Annotated in this window: 22 protein-coding genes; 11 read left to right on the forward strand and 11 right to left on the reverse strand. The window is 67.5% G+C overall.

The annotated features are described in order from the left end of the window. Positions 1 to 18: 18 nt before the first annotated feature. Positions 19 to 957 carry a DegV family protein gene (locus J7520_RS02330; protein ID WP_291183367.1) on the reverse strand — a complete coding sequence of 313 codons (939 nt, stop codon included), beginning with the start codon at positions 955 to 957 and terminating at the stop codon, positions 19 to 21. A 327-nt stretch (positions 958 to 1,284) separates the two neighbouring features. Between J7520_RS02330 and J7520_RS02335 the strand changes: the two genes are divergently transcribed. Continuing rightward, positions 1,285 to 1,503: a hypothetical protein gene (locus J7520_RS02335; RefSeq protein ID WP_291183369.1), complete on the forward strand. Its 219-nt coding sequence runs from the start codon at positions 1,285 to 1,287 to the stop codon at positions 1,501 to 1,503. Positions 1,504 to 2,043: 540 nt separating this feature from the next. Here the strand turns inward: J7520_RS02335 and J7520_RS02340 are convergent. Continuing rightward, positions 2,044 to 2,199, reverse strand: a complete 156-nt coding sequence (locus J7520_RS02340) for a hypothetical protein (RefSeq protein ID WP_291184907.1) — start codon at positions 2,197 to 2,199, stop codon at positions 2,044 to 2,046. A gap of 51 nt (positions 2,200 to 2,250) precedes the next feature. Here J7520_RS02340 and J7520_RS02345 point away from each other — a divergent pair, with 51 nt between their 5' ends. The 4 genes from J7520_RS02345 to J7520_RS02360 all read left to right on the forward strand — a co-directional run bounded on the left by J7520_RS02345 (position 2,251) and on the right by J7520_RS02360 (position 8,268). Further along, the gene (locus tag J7520_RS02345; protein WP_291184879.1) at positions 2,251 to 3,699 is read left to right on the forward strand and encodes an N-6 DNA methylase; all 1,449 of its coding nucleotides are present in this window, start codon (positions 2,251 to 2,253) and stop codon (positions 3,697 to 3,699) included. After that, positions 3,696 to 4,787 (forward strand): BsuBI/PstI family type II restriction endonuclease, encoded by a 1,092-nt coding sequence (locus J7520_RS02350; RefSeq protein ID WP_291183372.1) that lies wholly within the window; start codon positions 3,696 to 3,698, stop codon positions 4,785 to 4,787. The genes J7520_RS02345 and J7520_RS02350 overlap by 4 nt, the downstream gene beginning before the upstream one ends. Before the next feature lie 336 nt (positions 4,788 to 5,123). Then, a complete protein-coding gene (icd, locus tag J7520_RS02355; protein ID WP_291183376.1) occupies positions 5,124 to 6,383 on the forward strand; it encodes an NADP-dependent isocitrate dehydrogenase in 1,260 nt (419 codons plus the stop codon). A gap of 250 nt (positions 6,384 to 6,633) precedes the next feature. Then, a complete protein-coding gene (locus tag J7520_RS02360; RefSeq protein WP_291183379.1) occupies positions 6,634 to 8,268 on the forward strand; it encodes a hypothetical protein in 1,635 nt (544 codons plus the stop codon). 53 nt (positions 8,269 to 8,321) lie between these two features. Here J7520_RS02360 and J7520_RS02365 read toward each other — a convergent pair whose 3' ends face one another. Next, positions 8,322 to 10,739 carry a hypothetical protein gene (locus J7520_RS02365; protein WP_291183382.1) on the reverse strand — a complete coding sequence of 806 codons (2,418 nt, stop codon included), beginning with the start codon at positions 10,737 to 10,739 and terminating at the stop codon, positions 8,322 to 8,324. A gap of 151 nt (positions 10,740 to 10,890) precedes the next feature. On the opposite strand from J7520_RS02365, the gene aceK reads away from it, so the two are divergent. Then, positions 10,891 to 12,600: a bifunctional isocitrate dehydrogenase kinase/phosphatase gene (gene aceK, locus J7520_RS02370; protein ID WP_291183385.1), complete on the forward strand. Its 1,710-nt coding sequence runs from the start codon at positions 10,891 to 10,893 to the stop codon at positions 12,598 to 12,600. A gap of 135 nt (positions 12,601 to 12,735) precedes the next feature. On the opposite strand, the gene J7520_RS02375 is transcribed toward aceK, so the two are convergent. Further along, the gene (locus J7520_RS02375) at positions 12,736 to 12,900 is read right to left on the reverse strand and encodes a DUF1328 domain-containing protein (protein ID WP_291183388.1); all 165 of its coding nucleotides are present in this window, start codon (positions 12,898 to 12,900) and stop codon (positions 12,736 to 12,738) included. Between the two features lie 165 nt (positions 12,901 to 13,065). Between J7520_RS02375 and J7520_RS02380 the strand changes: the two genes are divergently transcribed. Then, entirely contained in the window at positions 13,066 to 13,995 is a 930-nt protein-coding gene (locus J7520_RS02380) for a methyltransferase (protein WP_291183391.1), read from the forward strand. An 18-nt stretch (positions 13,996 to 14,013) separates the two neighbouring features. Here J7520_RS02380 and J7520_RS02385 read toward each other — a convergent pair whose 3' ends face one another. The 7 genes from J7520_RS02385 to J7520_RS02415 form a co-directional block, all read right to left on the reverse strand. After that, positions 14,014 to 14,751: a DUF3379 family protein gene (locus tag J7520_RS02385; RefSeq protein ID WP_291183394.1), complete on the reverse strand. Its 738-nt coding sequence runs from the start codon at positions 14,749 to 14,751 to the stop codon at positions 14,014 to 14,016. Then, positions 14,738 to 15,256, reverse strand: a complete 519-nt coding sequence (locus tag J7520_RS02390; protein ID WP_291183396.1) for a sigma-70 family RNA polymerase sigma factor — start codon at positions 15,254 to 15,256, stop codon at positions 14,738 to 14,740. The genes J7520_RS02385 and J7520_RS02390 overlap by 14 nt, the downstream gene beginning before the upstream one ends. Before the next feature lie 60 nt (positions 15,257 to 15,316). After that, on the reverse strand, positions 15,317 to 16,096 hold the full coding sequence (locus J7520_RS02395) for a plastocyanin/azurin family copper-binding protein (RefSeq protein WP_291183399.1): 780 nt from the start codon (positions 16,094 to 16,096) through the stop codon (positions 15,317 to 15,319). A gap of 80 nt (positions 16,097 to 16,176) precedes the next feature. Then, complete coding sequence (locus J7520_RS02400) at positions 16,177 to 17,058, reverse strand: ParB/RepB/Spo0J family partition protein (protein WP_291183402.1); 882 nt, start codon at positions 17,056 to 17,058, stop codon at positions 16,177 to 16,179. 66 nt (positions 17,059 to 17,124) lie between these two features. Beyond that, on the reverse strand, positions 17,125 to 17,916 hold the full coding sequence (locus J7520_RS02405; protein WP_291183405.1) for an AAA family ATPase: 792 nt from the start codon (positions 17,914 to 17,916) through the stop codon (positions 17,125 to 17,127). Continuing rightward, the gene (gene rsmG, locus J7520_RS02410) at positions 17,913 to 18,578 is read right to left on the reverse strand and encodes a 16S rRNA (guanine(527)-N(7))-methyltransferase RsmG (RefSeq protein ID WP_291183408.1); all 666 of its coding nucleotides are present in this window, start codon (positions 18,576 to 18,578) and stop codon (positions 17,913 to 17,915) included. Before rsmG ends, J7520_RS02405 begins: the two co-directional genes overlap by 4 nt. An 82-nt stretch (positions 18,579 to 18,660) precedes the next feature. Continuing rightward, positions 18,661 to 19,119, reverse strand: coding sequence for a hypothetical protein (locus J7520_RS02415; RefSeq protein ID WP_291183410.1), 459 nt, complete (start codon positions 19,117 to 19,119; stop codon positions 18,661 to 18,663). 261 nt (positions 19,120 to 19,380) lie between these two features. On the opposite strand from J7520_RS02415, the gene J7520_RS02420 reads away from it, so the two are divergent. From J7520_RS02420 to J7520_RS02435, 4 genes are all read left to right on the forward strand, one after another. Beyond that, entirely contained in the window at positions 19,381 to 20,349 is a 969-nt protein-coding gene (locus J7520_RS02420; protein ID WP_291183413.1) for a hypothetical protein, read from the forward strand. An 84-nt stretch (positions 20,350 to 20,433) separates the two neighbouring features. Further along, positions 20,434 to 21,429 (forward strand): porphobilinogen synthase, encoded by a 996-nt coding sequence (gene hemB, locus J7520_RS02425; protein WP_291183416.1) that lies wholly within the window; start codon positions 20,434 to 20,436, stop codon positions 21,427 to 21,429. A 138-nt stretch (positions 21,430 to 21,567) separates the two neighbouring features. Beyond that, complete coding sequence (gene aroE / locus J7520_RS02430) at positions 21,568 to 22,377, forward strand: shikimate dehydrogenase (protein WP_291184882.1); 810 nt, start codon at positions 21,568 to 21,570, stop codon at positions 22,375 to 22,377. Positions 22,378 to 22,380: 3 nt separating this feature from the next. Beyond that, positions 22,381 to 22,638 carry a YkgJ family cysteine cluster protein gene (locus J7520_RS02435; RefSeq protein WP_291183419.1) on the forward strand — a complete coding sequence of 86 codons (258 nt, stop codon included), beginning with the start codon at positions 22,381 to 22,383 and terminating at the stop codon, positions 22,636 to 22,638. The last annotated feature ends 1 nt before the right edge of the window (position 22,639 follow it).

Consider the following 22,639-nt stretch of genomic DNA (forward strand, 5'->3'; position numbering starts at 1 on the left):
GGGCGCCGCCCGTTCTGCCTAGAACGCGTATTCCTCCGCCGCGAAGCCGAGCGTGACCGCGCCGGTGCCGACGTTGATCATGCCGGTCACGCTCATCGGGCTCTCGTAGACCTCGACCGCGCATTCCGCGCACGTCGCCTTCAGCTCCGCGTAACCCGGCAGCGCGGCGAGATCGGCGAGGTCACCGCCGTAGCTGACGCACAGGATCGGCGTCAGCAGACCCGCGCGCACGCGCTGCGCGGCGTGGCCGAACAGCACTTCCGCGCCGTGCTCGAAGCCACGCAGCTTGGCCACCGGCCCCGTCTCGCCGCGATACCCGCGCAGCAGCGGCTTGATGTCCAGCGCGGTGCCAAGCGCGGCGCTGAACCAGCCGACGCTGCGATCGCCTTTCTTCTGCGCGCGCGCCCGCAGGTAGTACAGGTCGCGCGGCAGCATGTAGCCGTAGGTGTTGCGCGCGATCAGCTCGATGCGCTCGCGCATCTGCCCCGGATTCTGCCCGGCCGCGCGCAGGCGCACCGCTTCCACCGCCGTCACGCCCTGCGCGGCGAACAGGTTCTCGGTGTCGATCACGCGCAGCAGGAACGGCCCCGGCACGCCGGCGGCCTGGCGGATCGGCCGGTAGTCCTTGAGGATCGCGTAGCTCGCGCGGCTGGCGTTCGCATGGATCGGGCTGCGCGTGGCCGTGATGGTCAGGCAGAACACGCAGTCGTAGTCGAGCACGAGGCGGCCGAGGAAGAGGTCGCGGATCTGATCGGCCGAGTAGGGCTCGGTTTCCGCCGCGTGGCCGCGCGTGCCGAGGTTGTCGTCGAGGAAGCGCTGCCGCACTTCCGGCGAGCGGTCATCGACCAGCGTCTCGCCGTCCAGGTGCACGCCGATCGGCAGCACGGTGATCTCGTGCTGCTGCAGGAATTCGGCCGGCAGATCGCAGGCCGAGTCGACGACGATGCCGATGCGCATGGCGCCCCCTCGCGGCTGCTGCATTCGGGGGTGAACCTACCACTGTGGGGTGGGGATGGGTTCTTGCGGTGCAGCGAATGGGGGTGGTTGGACGAAGACGAGTCGGGTCGGAGCTTCTGATGTTGATGCGTTGTCGCGGGAAGCTCGCCCCAGGTGAGGTCGTGAAAAGGGCTCGCTGTGGTCGTCGTAGCGTAGCGCCGTGCTCGGCGCGTCAAGGCCAAGCCCTTCGGGCGCGCTGCGCGCGGCCTTGACTCGCCTGCGCGCGGCGCTGGGAGGGTGACGCCCACAGCGATCCCTCCTGGGTCGCGGGCGAATCGGAGAACGGTCATGCACAACGCACCCGATGAACTTGCTCTACAGATCGCTGATCTGCGCTATACGCTCTCGCGTGACATCCCCGCCATGAAGCGGCACGTGCGCATCCAGACCGGTTACGGCTCGGTTGAGTTCTATGGCACGCAAGCGCGCAAGATCGCTGCGTTGTGCGAAGAACTGTTGCGGCGGAAGTTGCAACGCCTCGGCCGCCAACGTGGATTGCGACGCTAGCGGATCGCGCCGGGCGGCAGCGCGCCGCCCGGCGCTTCCTGGGCTCTGTAGCGGCGGCGACTTTGCTCTGCCCTCTTTGTGGCTGGGAGTGGTTTCAACAATGTGCGGGTGCGCGCCGTGGAACACAGCTCCTGCGCGAGCCTCTGCTAGAGAACTGGTCATGCGCCCTGTCGCTGCTAGTTCAGGGAAGGTGTCGTGGCGCGATGGTAGGCGATTCCGATGCAAACGGGGCCAAGGCAAGATGGCATTCCCGCACACCGGAGGTCTGCGGACCCTAGGGATGGGCGTTTACTAGGGCCTTGGTGCCGGCGCCACAGGACCAGGAAAGCTGTTTCAGAAAATGAGACAGCAGCCCTCTATTCCTCTATCGTTTGTGCACTACCTTGGGGGGAAGTTGTGGATAACTCGTGCCGAGTCATGGACATGTTTGGCGGATCCGCCGAACACGTTTCGGACAACGACGCATTGCGAGTGCATCTGACTCGCACTCGAGCAGTGGCTCGCGCTTGGGCTGAGACCCTGTCCACCGAACGACGGGCCTTACAGGCGGCGATATTCACGCGTCACGCCCTGGAAGTGTTCGCGCGCCAAAGGGTTCCCGGAGCAACGCTGAGTGCGGCTCCATTCGTAGAAGGAACCACCATTGATCCAGTTGGCTTGGGTCTCGCCGAAACGATAGGCGTAGAGGCCGCCCATCTCTCGGTTGCGGAAGGAGTGCACTTCTTAACTCGCCTATATCCCTCCCTCATGCCTGAGGATCGGCGAGGCGTGCTGGGCGCTTACTACACACCTCCCGCACTAACTCAACGGTTGGTTGACCAGGTAGCAGAGGCAGGGGCGGACTGGCGTACAGCTCGGATACTTGATCCGGCGGCCGGGGGTGGAGCATTCATGGTTGAAATCGCCATGCGTATGCGCGCAGCAATGATCGACTGCCGTCCCGAGTTCGTTCTCGCTCAAATTGGAACGCGCCTTCTGGGACTTGAGATTGACCCTTGCGCAGCTTGCCTGGCTCAGAGTGCTCTGGAAATCGTGTTGGGCGACTTGGCAGCAGCTGCCAAGCGCAAGGTTCCGGCCATGGTTTTGGTGCGAAATACGCTGGAAGAGTCTCCGGTACCTGAATACGACGTTGTTTTAGGCAATCCGCCTTATGGTCGAGTAGCGTTGTCGCCATTGCAGCGCGACCGCTACCAGCGGAGCCTCTATGGTCATGCCAATCTCTATGGGGTGTTCACTGACGTCGCCTTGCGATGGGCACGCCCTGGTGGATTGATCGCATATCTCACTCCCACAAGCTTCTTGGCGGGGCAATACTACTCCGCGCTGCGAGCACTTCTCGCCAAGGAAGCGCCTCCGGTCGCTGTCGACTTCGTCCACGCTCGTAAGGGTATCTTCGAGGATGTTCTCCAAGAGACCATGATTGCGGTTTACCGTCGTGCGGCTGAGCAGGGGCGTGTGCAAATTCACTATCTGACGATGGAGAGCGAGCGGCAGGCATCGGTAATACGTAATGGCACGGTCGGAATACCCACGGATGCCGCTGCGCCGTGGTTGGCTCCGCGGCAACCAGAGCACAGTGCCCTCATCCATAAAACTGAGTCGATGCCGGCGCGACTCGCTGACTGGGGCTACTCCGTTTCCACCGGACCCCTGGTGTGGAATCGGTTCAAGGATCAGTTGAGTGATTGGGGCACGGAAAAAAATGCTTTCCCGCTGATTTGGGCGGAGTCGGTATCTTCGGAGGGTAAGTTCGCTTTCCGAGCAGAGAAGAAAAACCACCACCCATATTTCAAATTGGAAAAAGGCGACGAATGGCTTTTGGTTTTAGAGCCTTGTGTGCTCGTTCAGCGGACGACATCTAAGGAACAAGCGAGAAGGCTGATTGCTGCTGAGCTTCCTGCCTATTTTATCGATGAGCACGGTGGCGTGGTCGTGGAGAATCATCTCAACATGATCCGCTCGTCGCAAAAGCCCAAGGTGTCTCCCGCGGTCCTCGCTACCCTTCTTAACAGCCGGGCCTTGGACGAGGTGTTCCGCTGCATGAATGGTAGCGTTGCTGTGTCTGCCTTTGAGTTGGAGGCTCTGCCATTGCCTCAGCCGGCGGAGTTGAAGAAACTTCGCCAGCTTGTGAGAGAAGGCGCTTCGCGTGAAAAGCTCGAAGCGGAATGCGATCGTCTGTACGGCCTCAAGCGATGACTGCGATGTTTCCTCCTTATGCGTCCAAGGGGTTGGTCCTTGAGCGGTTGCCGCTCATCTTCACAGAGGGAACTCCTAACAGGCAGTATTGCGTACGTGACCTTGCTGCCAGCACAGTTTTCACTGCCTTGTACGTTGGTGCCGTAGAGGGACAGAATGTCTACTTTGGGCCTGTGCACATCTATCGTATGACGGACGTGCAGGCGGATAAAGCAGATAGCTATCAGCGATTGGCGTATCGGGAAGCGGTCCGGAAGAAGAATGTTTTCATTGCGGGCAGGCGCTGGTACGCCGACAACACGCGGGAGCCGATACGAGACGAAACCCTACGGGATGGTTTGGTTGCCATCGGCGCAGTCATCAGCCGAGCCGACTTACCAACGACGTCTGGCGCGCCGCGCTATGCATTAAAAAAAGACTTTGCTGCGTTATTCGATCCCGCTCTAACGGGAGATACGCTGGCTACTGCCATTACAGCATTTCAAAACGCTCACCTCAGCAAGGGAGCTTTGACGCGTATGGCTATCATGCGGGCGGGTGCAGCTACGGCCTCCGTGGCGGAAGGAGTGAGGGTCAACTTTCCAAACGGAGAAACACGCGTTTTAGCCTCAGGTCCTAGTTCGGTTATAACGCGGGCTGTCGTCGAGCGTTTCGCTCCAAAGTTCCTGGGCAAGCCGGCGGTTCTTTGGCTCAGCGAGAGCAGCAATAAAGTAGTGGTTCGGGACGAAACCATTGCTTCTTCGATTGGGCTTAAGATTGAGGCAGACAAAAATCTGCCAGATCTCATTCTTTGCGACTTAGCACCTGCTCATCCGCTCTTGGTGTTCGTAGAAATCGTTGCGACCGACGGAGCTATGACGCCGATGCGCCAGCAGGCGATATATACACTGACTGATGCGGCAGGCTTCGAGCGAAAGCATATTGCGTTTCTGACGGCATACTCCGATCGCCAGTCGCCTGGGTTCAAGAAGACCGTGGCACAGCTCGCATGGAATACGTATGCGTGGTTTTCCTCTGAGCCGGAGAACTTGGTCCTTATGCGTGCTGGCGCTGAGGCTTTGGGACTTTCGAGGCTGATTCAGTTGTAAGCCTGCAGGCGCGCAAGATCATCGTGTTTTGCGAAGACTTCATGCGGCAAATGCAGCGTGCAGCGCCGCTAGGATGAGTTGCGGGCGCTAGCGCGTCACGCCGGGCGGGGATAGAACGCCGTGTCGTGTAGCGGGTTCCCCTCCGGTGGTGAGATGACTCGCCGAGGGCAGCGCGCGCTGCGATCGCCGCTTCGCGCGACTTGCCGGAACTAGGCCGAGCGAGCCGCGCTCGCGAGCCAGCGGCTTCATAACCACCCCCGAACGCGCGACAATACCCAACTGCCTTCCCGCCCGGCCGCCCCGGCCGCGCTCCCCAGACCCTTGCTGGAGAACCCCATGACGGAAACCTCGCCCACGCCGCCCGCCGGCGGCGCCAAGATCACCATCGCCAACGGCGTGCTCAACGTGCCGGACAACCCGATCGTCCCGTTCATCGAAGGCGACGGCACCGGGCCGGACATCTGGCGCGCGTCGGTACGCGTGCTCGACGCCGCGGTCGAGAAGACCTACGGCGGCAAGCGCAAGCTGCACTGGATGGAAGTGCTCGCCGGCGAGAAGGCGTTCAACCAGGTCGGCAGCTGGCTGCCGGACTCGACCGTCGCGGCGTGCCGCGACTACCTCGTCTCGATCAAGGGCCCGCTGACCACGCCGGTCGGCGGCGGCATCCGTTCGCTCAACGTGGCGCTGCGCCAGATGCTCGATCTGTACGCCTGCGTGCGTCCGGTGCGCTGGTTCAAGGGCGTGCCCTCGCCGGTGAAGGATCCCTCGAAGGTCGACATGACGATCTACCGCGAGAACACCGAGGACATCTACGCCGGCATCGAATTCCAGGAAGGCACCGAGGACGCGGTCAAGTTCGCCGCGCTGCTGAAGGAGCACTTCCCCGACCGCTTCAAGAAGGTCCGCTTCCCGGCCACCTCCGGCTTCGGCATCAAGCCGGTGTCGAAGGAAGGCACCGAGCGCCTGGTGCGCGCGGCGCTGCAGTACGCGGTCGACAACGATCGCAGCTCGGTGACGCTGGTGCACAAGGGCAACATCATGAAGTTCACCGAAGGCGCGTTCCGCGACTGGGGCTACGCGCTGGCGCAGCGCGAGTTCGGCGCGGTCGAGCTCGACGGCGGGCCGTGGTGCACGTTCAAGAACCCGAAGACCGGCAAGACGATCACGGTCAAGGACGCGATCGCCGATGCGTTCCTGCAGCAGATCCTGCTGCGCCCCGGCGAGTACGACGTGGTCGCCACGTTGAACCTCAACGGCGACTACCTCTCCGACGCGCTGGCCGCCGAAGTCGGCGGCATCGGCATCGCGCCGGGCGCCAACATCAACTACGTGACCGGCCACGCCGTGTTCGAGGCGACCCACGGCACCGCGCCGAAGTACGCCGGCCTGGACAAGGTCAACCCGGGTTCGGTGATCCTGTCCGGCGAGATGATGCTGCGCTACATGGGCTGGACCGAGGCCGCCGACGCGATCATCGCGGCGATGGACAAGGCGATCGGCGCCAAGTTCGTGACCTACGACTTCGCCCGCCTGATGGAAGGCGCGACCGAAGTGAAATGTTCGGAGTTCGGCGACCGCCTGATCGCTGCGATGTGATTGCCCGCTGCCCGGCGCTCCGAGAGGGCGCCGGGCAGACGCCCGACCCCCGAACCTGAACGACGCGGACGCCTTCGAGCGGCCGTCCGGCCCGCTCCCGGCGCGTTTTTGCCCGCCGTTTCCGATCCGTTACCCCGCCGTTCCCGCTCCGTGCCGACTTCGCGCGGCAACGTCCCGACACTAGGGTCGCGGACGCGCGTTCTCTCGCGCGCGCGTTCCCTGATGTTTCTCGATTCACTAGGACTCGCTCATGAAAAAAACTTTCCTCGCCGCCGCCGTGGCGGCCTTTTTCGCTCACGATCCCGTCGCGTTCGCGCAAACCGTTCCGTGGCGCGTCGCCATCGGCGACAGCGCCAGCGTCATCGTTCCCGGCCTGCCTGCCGGCGCCCGCTCGGTCACCGATGAACTGCTCGGCGATCTCGGCAAGGGCTACGTCGGCGCCCGCCTGACCAGCCCGGACCTGGCCCAGGGCTACTGGGCGATGAAGCAGGGCACCTGGACGCAGTACACCAAGCTTGGCGTGACCGGCGCGACGCAGGGACCCGCGCGTACCGGCGGCGAAGCCGGTCACGTGTTCTACGCGATCTCGACCGGTGGCTCGGGCGCGGGCGCGGACGGCCAGCGTGTCTTCATCGGCAGGGCCGGCGTCCCCAACGACGCGACCACCGCCACCTGGGGCGTCTGGCGCTGGGACACGACCAAGAACGTCGAGGTCGCGCGCGGCAACGCCAGCAGCGGTGCGCTGAGCCCGAACATCGACGCCGACTGGGCCTACCAGAACCAGTCCGACACCTTCCAGGGCGCGCGCGCGATGAACGGCGGGCAGGTGCTGATCAACGCCTACGTGCAGTCGCCGACCGGCGCGTCGAGCCTGTATCTCGCCAAGAGCGTGCCGGGCGAGGGCATGAAGCCCTGCGCGCTGCGCAATTCCGTCGATCGGCGCATGGCTCCGGGTCTCGTCGACGGCGACACGTTCAACACTAGCTGGAGTTTCTCCAACCTGACGCTGACGCCGGAAAATCGCGTCTACGGCGCACTGGACGCCAGCGGCGGCCGCACCGGCATCTGGGAGCTGTGCTCCGGTTCCGGTCCGGTCGCGCTGGTGGTCGACGGCGAAACTGGTGCGCGCGGGCCGGACATCGGCATCGCCACGGCGGTCTTCACCAGCTTCGAGCCGGCAAGTCCAGGCCTGCCCGGTTCGCTGTACTTCTTCGCCCGCTTCCGCCCGACCTCCTCGGACCTCTCGCGCAGCGGCCTGTTCTGGCACGACGGCACCAGCAGCAAGCCGCTGGCGATGAACGACGCCGCCGGCGTGTACGGGCCGAACTGGCGCGGCTCGACGTGGAATTCGTTCGACACCGGCTCGCTGACCTCGGCCGGCGAGTACGTCGCGTTCCAGGGCCAGGTCAGCACCTCCGACGGCGGCAATCCCTACGGCCTGTGGCGCGTGCGCGCCGGCGGCACGCCGCAGCTCGTCGCGATGCGCGGCATCAACGAGACCGGTCCGGAAGCCGGCCGCCAGTGGGACACGTTCTACGGCAACGCGGTGCTCGCCAACGGCGACATCATCGCCGAGGCGCGCACCCAGCCGGGCAGCGAATACGCCGTGTGGCTGCTGAAGAACGACGGTTCCGCGCCGCGCCGCATCCTCAAGGTCGGCCAGTCGGTGTCGGTGCCGATCGCGTCCGGCACCGTGCAGGCCGCGGTCACCAGCTACGACATACCGAGCGGCGCAGCGCAGTACAGCCGCGGCGGCGATTCGTGGATCGGCGCCGACGGCTCGCTGCTGATCAGCGTCAATCTGGCCACCTACGGCTCGGCGATGATCACGGCGCTGCCGTCCAATCCGATCGACAAGATCTTCGCCAACGGCTTCGACGGCTGACGCCGACTTCGTGCGTCCCGACCGGCAGCGGTCGGGACGCACGGCCGAGCATTTCAGTCGAAGCCATTGCCGAACAACCGGTCCGGCAGCACACCCCAAGGCAGGATGTAGCGCGCCAGACCGGTGCGGCCGCGTGACTGCCATGTGCCGTAGACGCTGCCGTCGGCGAGCACGCGCCAGCGCCACGGGAAGTTGTCGAAGGGTGGGGTGTCGCTGGCCCCGAACGGCAGCAGCGCGCGTGTTTCGAGTGTGATGGCATCCAGCAGCTGCAAGCGCGCACCGTCCGGTGTCGTCGCCGAAAGCAGGTAGCTGCCGCTGCCGAAGGCGTGCGGAGGTCCGTACCCGCCGGGGCGCGACGCGCGCACCTCGCCGTCGTCTGTCAGACTCCACAACGCGCCTTCTTCAAAATCCCGAGTGTTCAACAGCCAGTGGCCGTCGACCGGACCGTAGAGATCCGTCGGTACGGTCCACACCGGCGTCACTCCGGTCAGCGGTATCGGCGATATGGCGATGCCCTGCGGATCTATGCGACGCCAGAGCGGCGGCGCATTTGCGTCCGGATTCTGCGACACCAGTACCGCGCCGCCATCCGGTGTGGGAGCCGCCGGCCAATACGCATTGGGAAAGTCGTGCCGCCAGGCCAGCGTGCCGTCGTTCGCGATCCGCAAGACACTGAGGTTGAATGGGGAGCAGCCGACGTCGCAGATGATCAGGCCCCTGGCGACCAAGGTCACGCTGCCGTCGTCGTGCATTCGTGCGGACAGGACGTGAAAGGTATCGTCCAGCATCGGATGGATCTGCACGGAAGACGCCCCGTCCGCGCGCTCGACCGATTGCCACGCCAGCGCTCCTCTTGCGACGGTCAATACGACGACTCGTGCTGGCGTGGCGAACAGGCGGATCTCCGGATAGCTCCACCCACCGGTCGCGGCCGGAACCGAAAGATCGATCTGGCCGTTCGCATCGATGTGCTGGATCGATACCGTCCTGTCTGGGTGAGTCGTGCTACCGCCGTCCTGGCGAACGCCCCAGGCGTCGCCTTCCGTCGTCAGCGCCGCGGCGATCCATCCCGTGTCGCACCAGGTGCAAGCGTCCACGCGCCAGCGTAGGTCGCCTTCCGGGGATCGTGCTTCCAACTGCGCGCCGAGGCTCGCGACGATGCCGACGCCTTCCACGGCATCGAGCGAATACAGCCAGGCCGGACCCTGCACCGACCGACAAGGCAGCGGATAGCGGACGATCCCGCCGTCGTCGTGCAGGCGCACGACGCGCGGATAGACGGCGCATGGATTGTCAGGTTCGAGCGATCTGTCGCCGACCAGCAGCTCCGTTTCGCCACCGGCCTGTCGCGGTTGGCTGGCCTCCGCATGCACGCCGCCGAGTGAGCGGCTCCACACGGTCAGGCCCGTCGCTGTGACTGCATCGGCGAGAAGGTCGGCGTCCGTCCACCGCAGTGCCAGCACCCCCGAATCGCGCACGACGAAGCGATCGGCGGGAATGCGCCACAGTACGCTGCCGGAAGCCGGATCGATGCGATGGACTTCGGCGGGCGCGCTCCACGTTTCGGCCAGAGCGTAGACGGCTCCGTCGGCGTCGTGCGCGACGTGCTGATACGAAGACGAGATCGCCGAGCCGGCGATCCAGAGCAGGCGCTTGCCGCCGGCATCGTAGCGTGCGAACAGGCTGCGCCCGGTGCCGCCGACGAGCACTGCGCTGCCGTCGGGCAGCACGTCGAGATCGGTGAGGCGGATGCCGCCGCAATTGCTGCAGGAAGAGGTGTCCGATCCGAGTCGCGTGCCGTCGAGATCGAAGCGAGCCAGCGTCGCCTGCGTCGTCGAAACCGCCACCCACAAGTCGTCGTTGGCGCCGAGCGCGAGCGCGCCGCCCCAGAAGCCTCCAGCGTCTTCGACGACGTCGGCCGTCCACTGCACGACGCCGTCGCGACCGATGCGCGCGAGCAGCGGCGGGCGCAGGACGACGATCGAGCCGTCGGGCAAGGCTTCCATGCGGACGCAATCGCTGTTGCAGATTCCGGAATGGGGGATCGGCACCGACCATTGCAGCTGAAGGGCGTTGTCGAAGCGCATGGCTACGGCATCGTCCTGATGCGCGCCTGCAAGCAGGTAGAAGCCGGTTTCATCGGGGTCGGGGCGCAGAACGACATCGGATTGCGACTGGTCGTCGCCGGCGGCCTGCGTGCGCGCCAACAGCACGCTGCCGTCCGCAGCATAGCGCCGCAGCACGACATCGCTGGAGGCCCCCGCCGTCACGGCGATACGCTCGCCGCCGGCCACCGCCAAGGTGGTCGACGACAGCGAATGGGCTATGCGGTCGTAGGCGAGGCCCTCGCGCCAAAGCGACGTCGTCCATTGCGGAGAGACTTCGGATTCTCCGGCGTGCAGACGGGCTGCAAGCAAAAGCAAAAGCAGTAGAACCGCCAGGCTCCATGGCCTCGTGGGTTGCGCTCGCATCCGATCGATCCTCCCCGCGTATTCGCGCCGACGCTCTTCGCGGCCTCCCTTCGTGACGCACTGTAACATTGACGTTGCGACGACGCCGCCGAGCATCCAGGTTTGGATAGACTCGATCGGGCTCCGCGGACGACGCTATGGGAGGTTCGACATGTCCAGCACGCCGGCGCGCGCCGCCGCGCTGATCCTCGACGCCTTCCTCGACTACAACGAGCGCTTCGCCGACATCACGCGGCGCGCGAAGCGGCATTTCGAGCAGCGCGACTGGCGCGCGGCGCAGATCGACGCGTTGGCGCGCATCGATCTCTACGACGTCTGCGTCGCGGAAACATTGGCGCGGCTGGAACTGCTGCTCGACGACCGCGTGCGCTCGCGTTCGCTGTGGTCGGCGATGCGCAATGAATACGAAGCGCAGGTCGAATCGCTGATCGACCGCGAGCTGACCAAGACCTTCTTCAACACGCTGTCGCGGCGCTTCTTCCACACGCTCGGCGTCGACGCGGAGATCGAGTTCGTCGCGCTCGACCTGGACCCGACCGTCGGCATCGCCGAGCAGGTCGCGCTGAGGCGCTACGAAATCGCGCCCGATCTCATCGCGACCTGCGCGCGCCTGCTCGACGACTATCCGTTCGCGATCGGCTACGTCGACGTCGAGCGCGCCGCCGCGGCGATCGCGCGCGAGATCGCCGAGCGCACCTTCGAGGAAGGCGTGCCGCTGCGCGCGATCGAACTGCTGCGGCCGGTGTTCTATCGCGAGCGCCGCGCCTACCTGGTCGGCCGCATCGACGACGGCGAAGGCGGCGTGCCGCTGGTGATCGCGCTGACCAGCACGCCGGCCGGCGTGCACGCCGACGCGGTGCTGACCAATCTCAACCAGGTCTCGCTGCTGTTCGGCTACGCGCGCAACGCGTTCCACGCCGACCTGCCGACGATCGGCGACACCGTCGTGTTCCTCGAGGCGCTGATGCCGCACAAGCCGGTCGGCGAGATCTACAGCGTGCTCGGGCGGCTGAAGCAGGGCAAGACGGAACGCTATCGGCATCTGTTCCGGCATCTGTCCGAGCATCCCGGGGAACGGCTCGTGCGCGCCGACGGCGAGCGCGGCATGGTCATGGCGGTGTTCACGCCGCGCGACTATCCGGTCGTGATCAAGCTGATCCGCGACCGCTTCGCCTATCCGAAGGACATCGCGCGCCGCCAGGTCGAGGAGAAGTACCGGCTGGTGTTCGGCTACGACCGCGTCGGCCGTCTGGTGGACGCGCAGGAGTTCCGCAACCTGCGTTTCGCGCGGCATCAATTCGACGCCGACATGCTGGCCGAGCTGGTCGACGAGTGCGCCGAGACGGTGGAAGCCGACGGCGATGAAATCGTGATCCGGCATTGCTACATCGAACGCCGCCTGCGGCCACTGAATCTCTACGCGCGCGAGGCCGCGGCGGATGCGGCCGAGCGGGCCGTGCTCGACTACGGCCAGGCGATCAAGGATCTCGCGCGCAGCAACATCTTTCCCGGCGATCTGCTGCTGAAGAACTTCGGCGTCTCGCGCATCGGCCGCGCGATCTTCTACGACTACGACGAACTGTGCCTGGTCGAGCAATGCCGCTTCCGCAAGCTGCCGCAGGCGCGCGAGGGCGACGAGACGCGCCCGCTCGAGGATTGGCTCAGCGTGCGCGAGAGCGACGTCTTCCCGGAACAGTTCCCGCGCTTCCTGGGTCTGCCCGAGGCATTGCGCACGGCGCTGCTGCGTGCACATCCGGAAATCTTCGAAGCGACCTGGTGGCAGTCGCTGCAGCAGCGCTTCCACGCCGGCGAGCACGTCGACGTGCCGCCGTATCCGGCGTCGGCGCGCCTGCCGGACTGAAACGCGCGGCGGATCGTTCGGCGAACGTGCGAACGAGCATCAGCCGCCTGGGAGGTGTTCGGACGGGCACGCACCGAACATGTGACGAACAGGCGCGAGCCACCGCCGGATCGTGCCCGACGGCGGCTCGCTCGATCAAGCGCGCGGCTTGCGGCCCATGATCAGCGAGGCGATGAACAGCACCAGGAAGATCAGGAACAGGACCTTCGCGATGCCGGCGGCGGCGCCGGCGATGCCGCCGAAGCCGAGGACGGCGGCGATCAGGGCGATGACGAGAAAGACGATGGCGTAATGCAGCATGGTGCCTCCTTTGTGCCGGAGCGATCCAATACGAGCACCCTTCCCCCGCGAACGACCATGCCGATCCGCGCATGAATCGCGAGTGACTTCGTTCCCGCGCGAGTGCGCCGCGAGCGCGCAACGGCCTGTGCTACGCTCCCGCGATCCGATCCGAAGGGGTTTGCAATGAACAAGTTCGTCCGTGTGTTGCCGCTGGTCGTCGCTCTGGCCGCGTGTGGTGCGGAGCAGCCGGCGGCGCCGACTGCCGCCGCGCCGAAGCCCGCGCCCGCCGATCAGCCGGCGCAGCCGGCTCCGCCGCAGAGCGCCGGCGACCTGTTCGCCGCGAAGCTGGACCAGGTGCTCGCCGGCGACTGGCGTTCCCCGGAGAACAAGGCGCGCGATCAGTACCGTCATCCGAAGCAGACGCTGGAGTTCTTCGGCATCAAGTCCGGCGACACGGTAGTCGAGATCACGCCCGGCGGCGGCGGCTGGTACACCGAGGTGCTGGCACCCCTGCTGAAGGGCAGCGGCACGTACTACGCGGCGATCGCGCAGGACGCGGCCTCCGACTACACGCGCAAGAACAACGAGAAGTACCGCGCCAAGCTGCAGGAGAAGCCGGCGCAGTACGGCGAGGTCAAGCTGGTCGAATTCGATCCGAAGGCGCCGGCGTTCGGCGCGCCCGGTTCGGCCGACGTCGTGCTGACCTTCCGCAACGTGCACAACTGGACCGAGGACGGCAGCGCCGCGCCGATGTTCAAGGCGTTCTTCGAGGCGCTCAAGCCGGGCGGCACGCTCGGCGTGGTCGACCATCGCGCCGCGGCCGGCGCGGACCTGGAGAAGATCAAGGAGTCCGGCTACCTGCCGCAGGACTACGTGATCAAGCTCGCCACCGACGCCGGCTTCAAGCTGGTCGACCAGAGCGAGATCAACGCCAATCCGAAGGACACCAAGGACTACGAGAAGGGCGTGTGGACACTGCCGCCGACCTTGGCGCTGAAGGAACAGGATCGCGACAAGTACCTGGCGATCGGCGAGTCGGATCGCATGACGCTGAAGTTCGTCAAGCCGCAGGGCGACGCGATCTTCCAGGGCGGCGACAAGCGTCAGAACTGACGCCGGCGCGCCCGCGGCTCAGGGACCTTCGGCCAGCGCGAGCGCCGGCGGTCCCTCGATCGCCGCCTGCCAGGTGCGCTCGAGCACGGCGAAGCGGCCGGCGTTCCTCGCCAGCAGCACCAGGGTGCCGTTGCGGATCGGCACTTCGCGCCCGTGCAGGCCGTCGTGCTCGAAGTCCGTCACGGCGGGCACGCGGTGCTGCACGATGTAGACGACGCTGACCGGTTCGCCGTCCTGCGGCATGACCATGTGCACCGTGCGCCAGTTGCCGACCGGGCATTCGGCGACGTAGGCGACGCCGTCCGGGACCGCGGCGAGCGCGACGCCGCGATCGGCGAACGCCTTGCGCACGTCCGCTTCCGGCAACGATGCCGTGCGCGACCAGGCGGCACGCTCGGCCGGCGCCGTCACGTGGTCGGCGACGAGTTGCGAGAGCGGCGCCGGCGCGACGGCCGTGCGGCGCCACAAGCCGACGGCGAGCACGAGACTGGCCGCCGCGGCGAGCGCGATCCAGCCCAGCCGCACGCGACTCGCACTGCGCCGCCGGCGTTCGCCGGTCAGCTGCGCCAGCAGGATGCGATCGGCGAGACCGTCCGGCACCGGCACGCTCAACGCCGCGGCGAGATGCGCCTCGAACGCCTGCGCGCGCGCGTAGGCGTCGGCGCAGAACGGGCAGTTCTGCAGGTGCTCGCGCGCGGCGCGGTCGCCGACGTGCGGATCGCTGCCGAGCAGGCGGCGGAACTCAAGGCAGTCCATGCAGCGCCGCCTCCTTCGTGGTTTCGCCGTCGAGCAGGGCGCGCAGCTTCTGCCGCGCACGGAACACCTGGGTCATCACGGCCGCTTCGCTGATGCGCAATTCGCGCGCGATCTCGGCGCAGGAAAAGCCGCCGAGCACCTGCAGCACCAGCGGCTCGCGGTACTTCGGTTCGAGTTTCGCGATCGCCGCGCGCAGCACGGCGTCCTCGCCGAGGTGCTCGGGACCGGGCGCGGCGTCGCCGAGTTCGAGCTCGGCGATGTCGGTGGTCGGCATCGGCTTGCGTTCGTACAGGCGCGCGTGCTCGCGGCGCAGGATCGTCGTCAGCCACGCTTTGGCGGCGACGTTCTCGCGCAAGGAATCGAGGCCGCGCCAGGCGCGCAGGAAGGTCTCCTGGACCAGGTCCTGCGCGAGCGCTTCCTGGCCGCACAGCCAGAAGGCGTATCGGTACAGCTCGCCGGAATGCGCGCGCACGAGGGCCTCGTACTGGTGCTGACGTTGGCTCACGTCAGCACCAGACCGGACTCGGGCGGCGTCGCTTGCAGATTCCGTCATGCGACGGCGATGTTACTCCGGTATGCCGTCGAATCCGTCCTCGAAGATCGTGTCCGACGCCGTCACCGTGAACTCGACCGGCAGCGAGATCGGATCGTGCGCCGGATCGTTGCTGTGCACGCAGACGTTGGCGTTGTAGACGCCCGCCGCCAGCGCCGCGGCGTCGAGCGTGACGTCGACCGGCGTCGCCGCCGCGCCCGGCGCGATGCTGCCGGCGGCTGGGCTCAGTGCCAGCCACGGTACCGTGCCCGGCGTGGCGCAGTCGGTCTCGGCGGTGTCGGCGGTCCAGTCCAGCGCGGCCGTGCCGGCGTTGGCGATCGAGAATGCGGCCGTCGCCGACGAGCCCGCGGGAGCGGTGCCGCTGAGCGAGGTCTGGTCGACCTCGGCGATCGGGCCGGCGGCGGCTTCGATCGTGATCGTGCCGGCCATGCCGCCGCCGCCGCTGCTGCCGTGCACTTCGCAGTAGTAGCCGACCGTGCCGGCGGTCGGGAAGGTCACCGTTGCCGACCAGCCGTTGCTGGCGGGGTCGCCGTTGCCGGTGCCGACGCCGTCGCAGCCGTTCGCGCAGCGGAACGGGGTGATCGCGCCGTCGTCGGAGAGGACGTTGTGGAAGCCGAGGCCGGCGGGATCGTTCTTGAACGTGACCGTGTCGCCGACCTGGATCGTCAGGGTCGCCGGAAAGAAGTTGCGGCCGCCGGGCCCGTTGCGGGCGAGCACTTCATGATCGGTGGCGAAGGCGGACAAAGGGGCCAGCGCGACGGCGCCGGCCACGAACGCGAGCAGGATGCGCATACAGGTTCTCCCCGGAGTGGAACCCGTTGAGTACCGCCAGCGCGGCCGATGGTTGCGGGTCCGGCGGAAGCCGGCGGCGCTCAGCGAATCCGTTCGAGCAGGCCGTCCAGCTCGTCCAGGCTGTGGTAGTGGATCACCAGCTTGCCGCGGCCGTTGCGGCCGTGCGCGAGGTTCACGCGCGTGGCGAGCTTCTCCGCCAGGTCGCGCTCCAGCGCGGCGATGTTGGGGTCGCGCGCGGTCTTGCTCTTGGCGGCGCCGGCGCCGAGCGGCGCGCCGAGGCGGCGCACGGCGTCTTCGAGCTCGCGCACCGACCATTCCTTCTCGGCCGCCTCGCGCGCGAGCGCGACCGCGCGCATCGGCGGCTGCACGGTGGCGAGCGCGCGCGCGTGGCCCATTTCGAGCTTGCGGTCGTCGAGCAGGCGCTTGATGTCGTCCGGCAGGTCGAGCAGGCGCAGCAGGTTCGACACCGCCGCGCGCGAGCGGCCGACCGCGTCGGCGACCTGCTGGTGGGTCAGCTCGAACTCGTCGATCAGGCGCGTCAGCGCCTGCGCTTCCTCCAGCGGCGACAGGTCCTCGCGCTGGATGTTCTCGATCAGCGCCATCGCGACCACGGCCTGGTCCGGCACTTCCTTGACCAGCGCCGGGATTTCGGCGAGGCCGGCCTGCTGCGCGGCGCGCCAGCGGCGCTCGCCGGCGATCAGCTCGTAGCGGCCCGGCCCGATCGCGCGCACCACGACCGGCTGGATCAGGCCCTGGGCCTTGATGGACGCGGCCAGCTCCTCGATGCGCTCGGCGTCGAAATGATGGCGCGGCTGGTACTTGCCGGGCTTGATCGCGGCGGTTTCGAGCGTGCGCAGTTCGCCTTCGGCCTCGTTCGCCGTCGCCGGCGCGCCGGGATCGCCGCCGCCGAGCAGGGCGTCCAGGCCGCGTCCGAGTCCGAGTCCTTTTTTCTTCGCCGCCATAGTGAGTTCTCCGTGCGATCGTCCGTGATCGCGAAAATCGGGAAGCGGCCGTCCCGGCCGCCGTCTTCAATGAGTCGCCGCTTCGACCGCCGCCGGCCCGCGTTCGCGCCGCAGCATCTCGCCGGCGAGGCCGAGGTAGGCGATCGCGCCGCGCGATTCGCGGTCGTACAGGTTGATCGGTTTGCCGTGGCTCGGCGCTTCGGCCAGGCGCACGTTGCGCGGGATGATCGAGCGGAACACCTTGTCGCCGAAGTGCTTGGTCAGCTGCAGCGAGACTTCGTTGCCGAGGTTGTTGCGCACGTCGTACATCGTGCGCAGCAGGCCCTCGATCTCCAGGCGCGGATTGAGCCGCGCGCGCACCGCCTTGATCGTGTCGAGCAGGCTCGACAGGCCTTCCAGCGCGAAGTACTCGCACTGCACCGGAATCAGCACGCCGTGCGCGGCGGTCAGCGCGTTGATCGTCAGCAGATGCAGGGTCGGTGGACAGTCGATCAGGATCGTGTGGTAGCGGTCGCCGAGCTTGGCCAGCTGGTCCTTCAGGCGCATCTCGCGCGCCAGCGTGTCCATCAGCTTCAGCTCGGCGGCGGTCAGGTCGCCGCTGCCGGGCAGGAGATCGAAGCCGGCCTCGGTGGTCTGGATCACGTCCTCGATCGCGGCTTCCTCGAGCAGCACCTCGCAACCGCTCGGCTTGGCCGTGCGCTTGTCGACGCCGGCCGCCATCGTCGCGTTGCCCTGCGGATCGAGATCGATCAGTAGCACCTTGCGCTTGGTCTCGGCCAAGGCGGCGGCGAGGTTGACCGCAGTCGTGGTCTTGCCGACCCCGCCTTTCTGGTTTGCCACCGCGATGATGCGCGTCATGCCGAAGGTCCCTGCCATTCCGGCGCGTCCGGCCGGACCCGCTTGATTACCACGACATGCCGTTCCGCGTCCAAACCCGGCACCGCCAGCGCGTCGACCGATTCGACGCGGAAGCCGGCCGGCACGGCGGCGAGTTCTTCTTCCGGAAAACGCCCCTTCAGCGCCAGCCAGAGGCCGTTCGGCGCGAGAAGGCGCCCACCCCAGCCCAGCATCTCGGCCAGGCTGGCGAATGCGCGGGCGGTGACGCAGTCGTAGGTGCCTTCGACGGCCTCGACGCGGCTTTCCAGCACGCGCACGTTGTCGAGCTTGAGTTCGCGCACGGCCGCGCGCAGGAAGCGCGTCTTCTTGCCGTTGGAATCGACCAGGGTCACCGAGCGCTCGGGCGCCGCGATGGCGAAAGGAATGCCAGGCAGGCCGCCGCCGCTGCCGAGGTCGGCCAGCGTCGCGCCTTGGACGTAGGGCAGGGCGGCGAGCGAGTCGAGCAGGTGGCGCGTGACCATCTCGTCGACGTCGCGCACCGCGCTGAGGTTGTAGGTGGCGTTCCAGCGCGCCAAAAGCTCGACATACGCCAGCAGCCGCTCGATGGCGGCGGCGGGGAGGTCGAGCTGGAGAGCTGCGAGGCCGGCGACGAGGCGCTGCCGCAGCCGATCGCGATCCGACATGCGGCTTGGGTTCGGCGGGGCGGGCGCGAAGTATCGGTGCGGACGCGGCGGAAATCCATCCGCGTCCGCGAAAAGAAACGCGTCAGGCCAGCGCGGCGAGGTCGACGCGGGCGATCAGCAGGCCGCTGTCGCGCAATTCGGCGTTCAGCGACTGCTTCAGCCAGGCGCGGCGCGCGTCGGCCGTTTCGGGCAATCCCGGAGCCGCCAGCCAGCGGTGCATCGCGTTATGCAGCAGGGTTTCGACTTCCTCGATGACGAGGTCGGCGCGGCTCGGGTCGAGCACCTGGAAGTAGACCACGCCGCGGTAGCGCTGGCCGGCGAGGGCGAGATCCTCGACCGGCACGGCTGCGCCGGCCAGGCTGATCTTGTGCGCGACGCGCTCGACCAGCGGCACCACCAGGTGCGTGCCGGAGCCGACGATGCGCACGTGGCCGCCCATGCGGCGGAAGGTGTAGACGTGCCCTTCCGGAATGCGGCGGATGGAGGCGACGACCAGCAGAGCCAGGGCGCCGAGTGCAGCAAGAATGATCGGGGACAACATTTTCTTTTTCTCTACTGCTGGTTGCGAAACGTACTTCGCGTTTCGTCGAGATTCACGGGGCGGCTGAACTAACAGTTAATTAACAGTTTGCCGCGCGGACTCATAACTAAAGCTGAATGAATCCGGCCTCCGGCGCGAAACGCTCGCGCGTTCCGCATGAGGGTTACGCCGTCCCGCGTCGCGGAATGACACTCGAAATGATTCCCGGCGCCGCCGTTTTGCGCCTGTATCCATCGTGACCTCCCACCGATGGATACGGCCGTGATTCCGAAACCCGCAAATGCCCGCGCACCGCGCCCGGGCTGCCAGCGCTGGCTCGCGCTGGGTGCTTTCCTCGCCTCCTCGGCGTCCGCCCAGGTGGCGACCCAGGTGACATTCGACGCCTCGGCGAACGTGCTCGACCCAGCCGAGCGCGACGAGATCGTCTCGCACACCGCCGAGGCCATGCGCCGCTGGTCGCGCCTGCTCGCGATCGACGGGCCGCGCTCGATCGAGGTCCGGGTGAGCATCACCGACCAGGCCACGGCCAGTGCCGCCAGCGCGGTCGGCATCCCGGTCGGCGAGGCCGAAGGCCGCCAGTTGCTCGAACAAAGCGTCGCCTACGAACTGCGCACCGGCGTCGACCCGAATGGCGCCGATCCGGACATGTACTTGCAGATCGGCCTGGACTATCTGCGCAACACCCTGTGGTTCGATCCCGATCCCGGTGCGCGCAGCGCCCCGGTACCGTCCAACCGCACCGACGCGATGAGCACGTTCCTGCACGAAGTCGGCCACGCCGTCGCCTACAACGGCTGGTCGGATGCGACGACCGGCATTCCGCCGGCGACGCTCTGGTCGACTTTCGACCGCTGGATGATTCCCGGATCGCCGACGCTGTTCAGTGGCGCGAACGCCGTCGCGGCCTGGGGCGTCGCGCCGGACCTGACGACCGGCAACAACAAGCACTGGGGCAATGGCACGGCGATCGCCGCGCCGCGGGTCGAGTGGCAACCTGCACGCCCGGTCGAGTGGCGCAACGGCCTCGCGGTGCCGCCGCTGGCGCCGGCGCCGCCGTCGATGTCGCCGGCGGTCGCCGGCATCGCCGCGCAGGACTCGCTCATCCTGCAGCTGATGAACGGCGTCGTCTTCTACAGCGGCCACCGCTACGACATCTCGCCGCTCGACGTCGCCGTCCTGCGCGACGTCGGATTGCCGCTCGACGCGCTGTTCGCGAACGGCTTCGACTGACGCCGAAAGCGACACCGCGCCGCAAGGGCGCCGTCGGCACGCGGCGTACAATGCGCGCCTCGCTTCGCCGACGGTACGCAGCTCATGGCCTATCCGAACACCCGCCCGCGCCGCATGCGCCGCGACGCGTTCTCGCGCGCGCTGATGCGCGAGACCGACCTGAACGCCTCCGACCTGATCCTGCCGGTCTTCGTGCGCGAAGGACGCGACGTGGCCGAGCCGGTGCCGTCGATGCCGGGCGTCGAGCGCGTCTCGATCGACCGCCTGCTGCGCATCGCCGCGGACGCGCAGCAGCTCGGCGTGCCCGCGCTGGCACTGTTCCCGGTCACTCCGCCCGAGGCGAAGTCGCTCGACGCGCGCGAGGCCTGGAACGCGGACGGTCTGGCGCAGCGCGCCGTGCGTGCGCTGAAGAAGGACTTCCCCGAACTCGGTGTGATCACCGACGTCGCGCTCGACCCGTTCACCACGCACGGCCAGGACGGCCTGATCGACGAATCGGGCTACGTCGTCAACGATCCCACCGTCGAGGCGCTGGTGAAGCAGGCCGTCTCGCACGCCGAAGCCGGCGCCGACATGGTCGCGCCGTCGGACATGATGGACGGCCGCATCGGCGCGATCCGCGCCGCGCTCGAAGCCGGCGGCCACGTCCACACGCGCATCCTCGCCTATTCGGCCAAGTACGCCTCGGCGTTCTACGGCCCGTTCCGCGACGCGGTCGGCTCGGCCGGAAATCTCGGCAAGGGCAACAAGTACACCTACCAGATGGACCCGGCCAACAGCGACGAGGCGCTGCGCGAGATCGCGCTCGACCTCGACGAAGGCGCCGACATGATCATGGTCAAGCCGGCTATGCCGTACCTGGACGTCGTGCGCCGCGCCAAGGAGCGTTTCGGCGTGCCGACGTTCGCCTACCAGGTCAGCGGCGAGTACGCGATGCTGAAGGCCGCGTTCCAGAACGGCTGGCTCAACGAGCGCGCCTGCGTGCTCGAAGCGCTGACCGGCATCCGCCGCGCCGGCGCCGATGCGATCCTGACCTACTTCGCGCTGGATGCCGCGCGCTGGTTGCGTGAAAACGCTTGAGATGAAACGGCGAGTCCATCGCTGGTCCGATGTCCCGGCGAACGCCGGGAGCCGATGCTTCGCCAGCCGCACCAGCGCTCGCGTACGGGCCGGAGCTTGCGCGATGGCCGCCTCGATACCGGCGCAGCCGTGACCTCGATCGGCCGCTACGCCGTCTTCGGCCAGCCGATCGCGCATTCGCTGTCGCCGCGCATCCATGCCGCCTTCGGTGCGCAGCTCGGCATCGCGCTCGACTACCGTGCGATCGAGGCCGGTCGTGACGGATTCGCCGCACGCGTCGCCGCGTTCGCGCGCGACGGCGGTCGCGGCGCGAACGTCACGTTGCCGCTGAAGCAGGACGCGCTCGTGCTGTGCGCCGACCTGAGCGAGCGGGCGCGTCGTGCCGGCAGCGTCAATACGCTGATCCGCGTCGGCGACGGCTGGCACGGCGACAGCACCGACGGCGCCGGACTGCTGCGCGACTTGCGCGAACGCCACGGATTCGACTCGTGCGGTCGCCGCGTGCTGCTGCTCGGCGCCGGCGGCGCCGCGCGCGCCGCCGCGTTCGCGTTCGCCGACGCCGGCGCGAGCGAACTGGCGATCGCCAATCGCACGTTCGACCGCGCCGCCGAGCTCGCGCAGGCGATCGGCGACGCCGCGCGTGCCGTGGCGTTGGATGAGCTGGAAGCGCTCGGCCGTTTCGATCTCGTCGTCAACGCGACCGCCGCCGGCCACGCCGGCACGTCGGCGGCGCTGCCGCGTTCGCTGCTCGACGCGGATGCGTTGTGCTACGACCTGTCCTACGGCAAGGCCGCGCAGGCCTTCCTCGATGCGGCGCGCCGAGCCGGCGCGAGCCGCGCCAGCGACGGCCTCGGCATGCTGGTCGAGCAGGCGGCCGAATCCTTCGCCGTCTGGCACGGCACGCGTCCGGAGACGGCGGCCGTGTACGCCGCGCTGCGCGAAGGCTGACGCATGGACTGCCGCCCGCACTGCGGCGCCTGCTGCATCGCGCCGTCGATTTCCTCGCCGATTCCCGGCATGCCGAACGGCAAGCCGGCCGGCGTGCGCTGCGCACAGCTGACCGACGACAATGCCTGCGCGATCTTCGGTCGACCCGAGCGACCGGCGGTGTGCCGCAACCTGCGGCCGTCGCCGACGATGTGCGGCGCCGACCGCGCACAAGCGCTGGCGACGTTGAACGCGCTCGAGCAGGCCACCCGGCCCACCTGAT

The organism is Dokdonella sp. (assembly GCF_017744955.1).
Lineage (GTDB): Bacteria > Pseudomonadota > Gammaproteobacteria > Xanthomonadales > Rhodanobacteraceae > Dokdonella_A.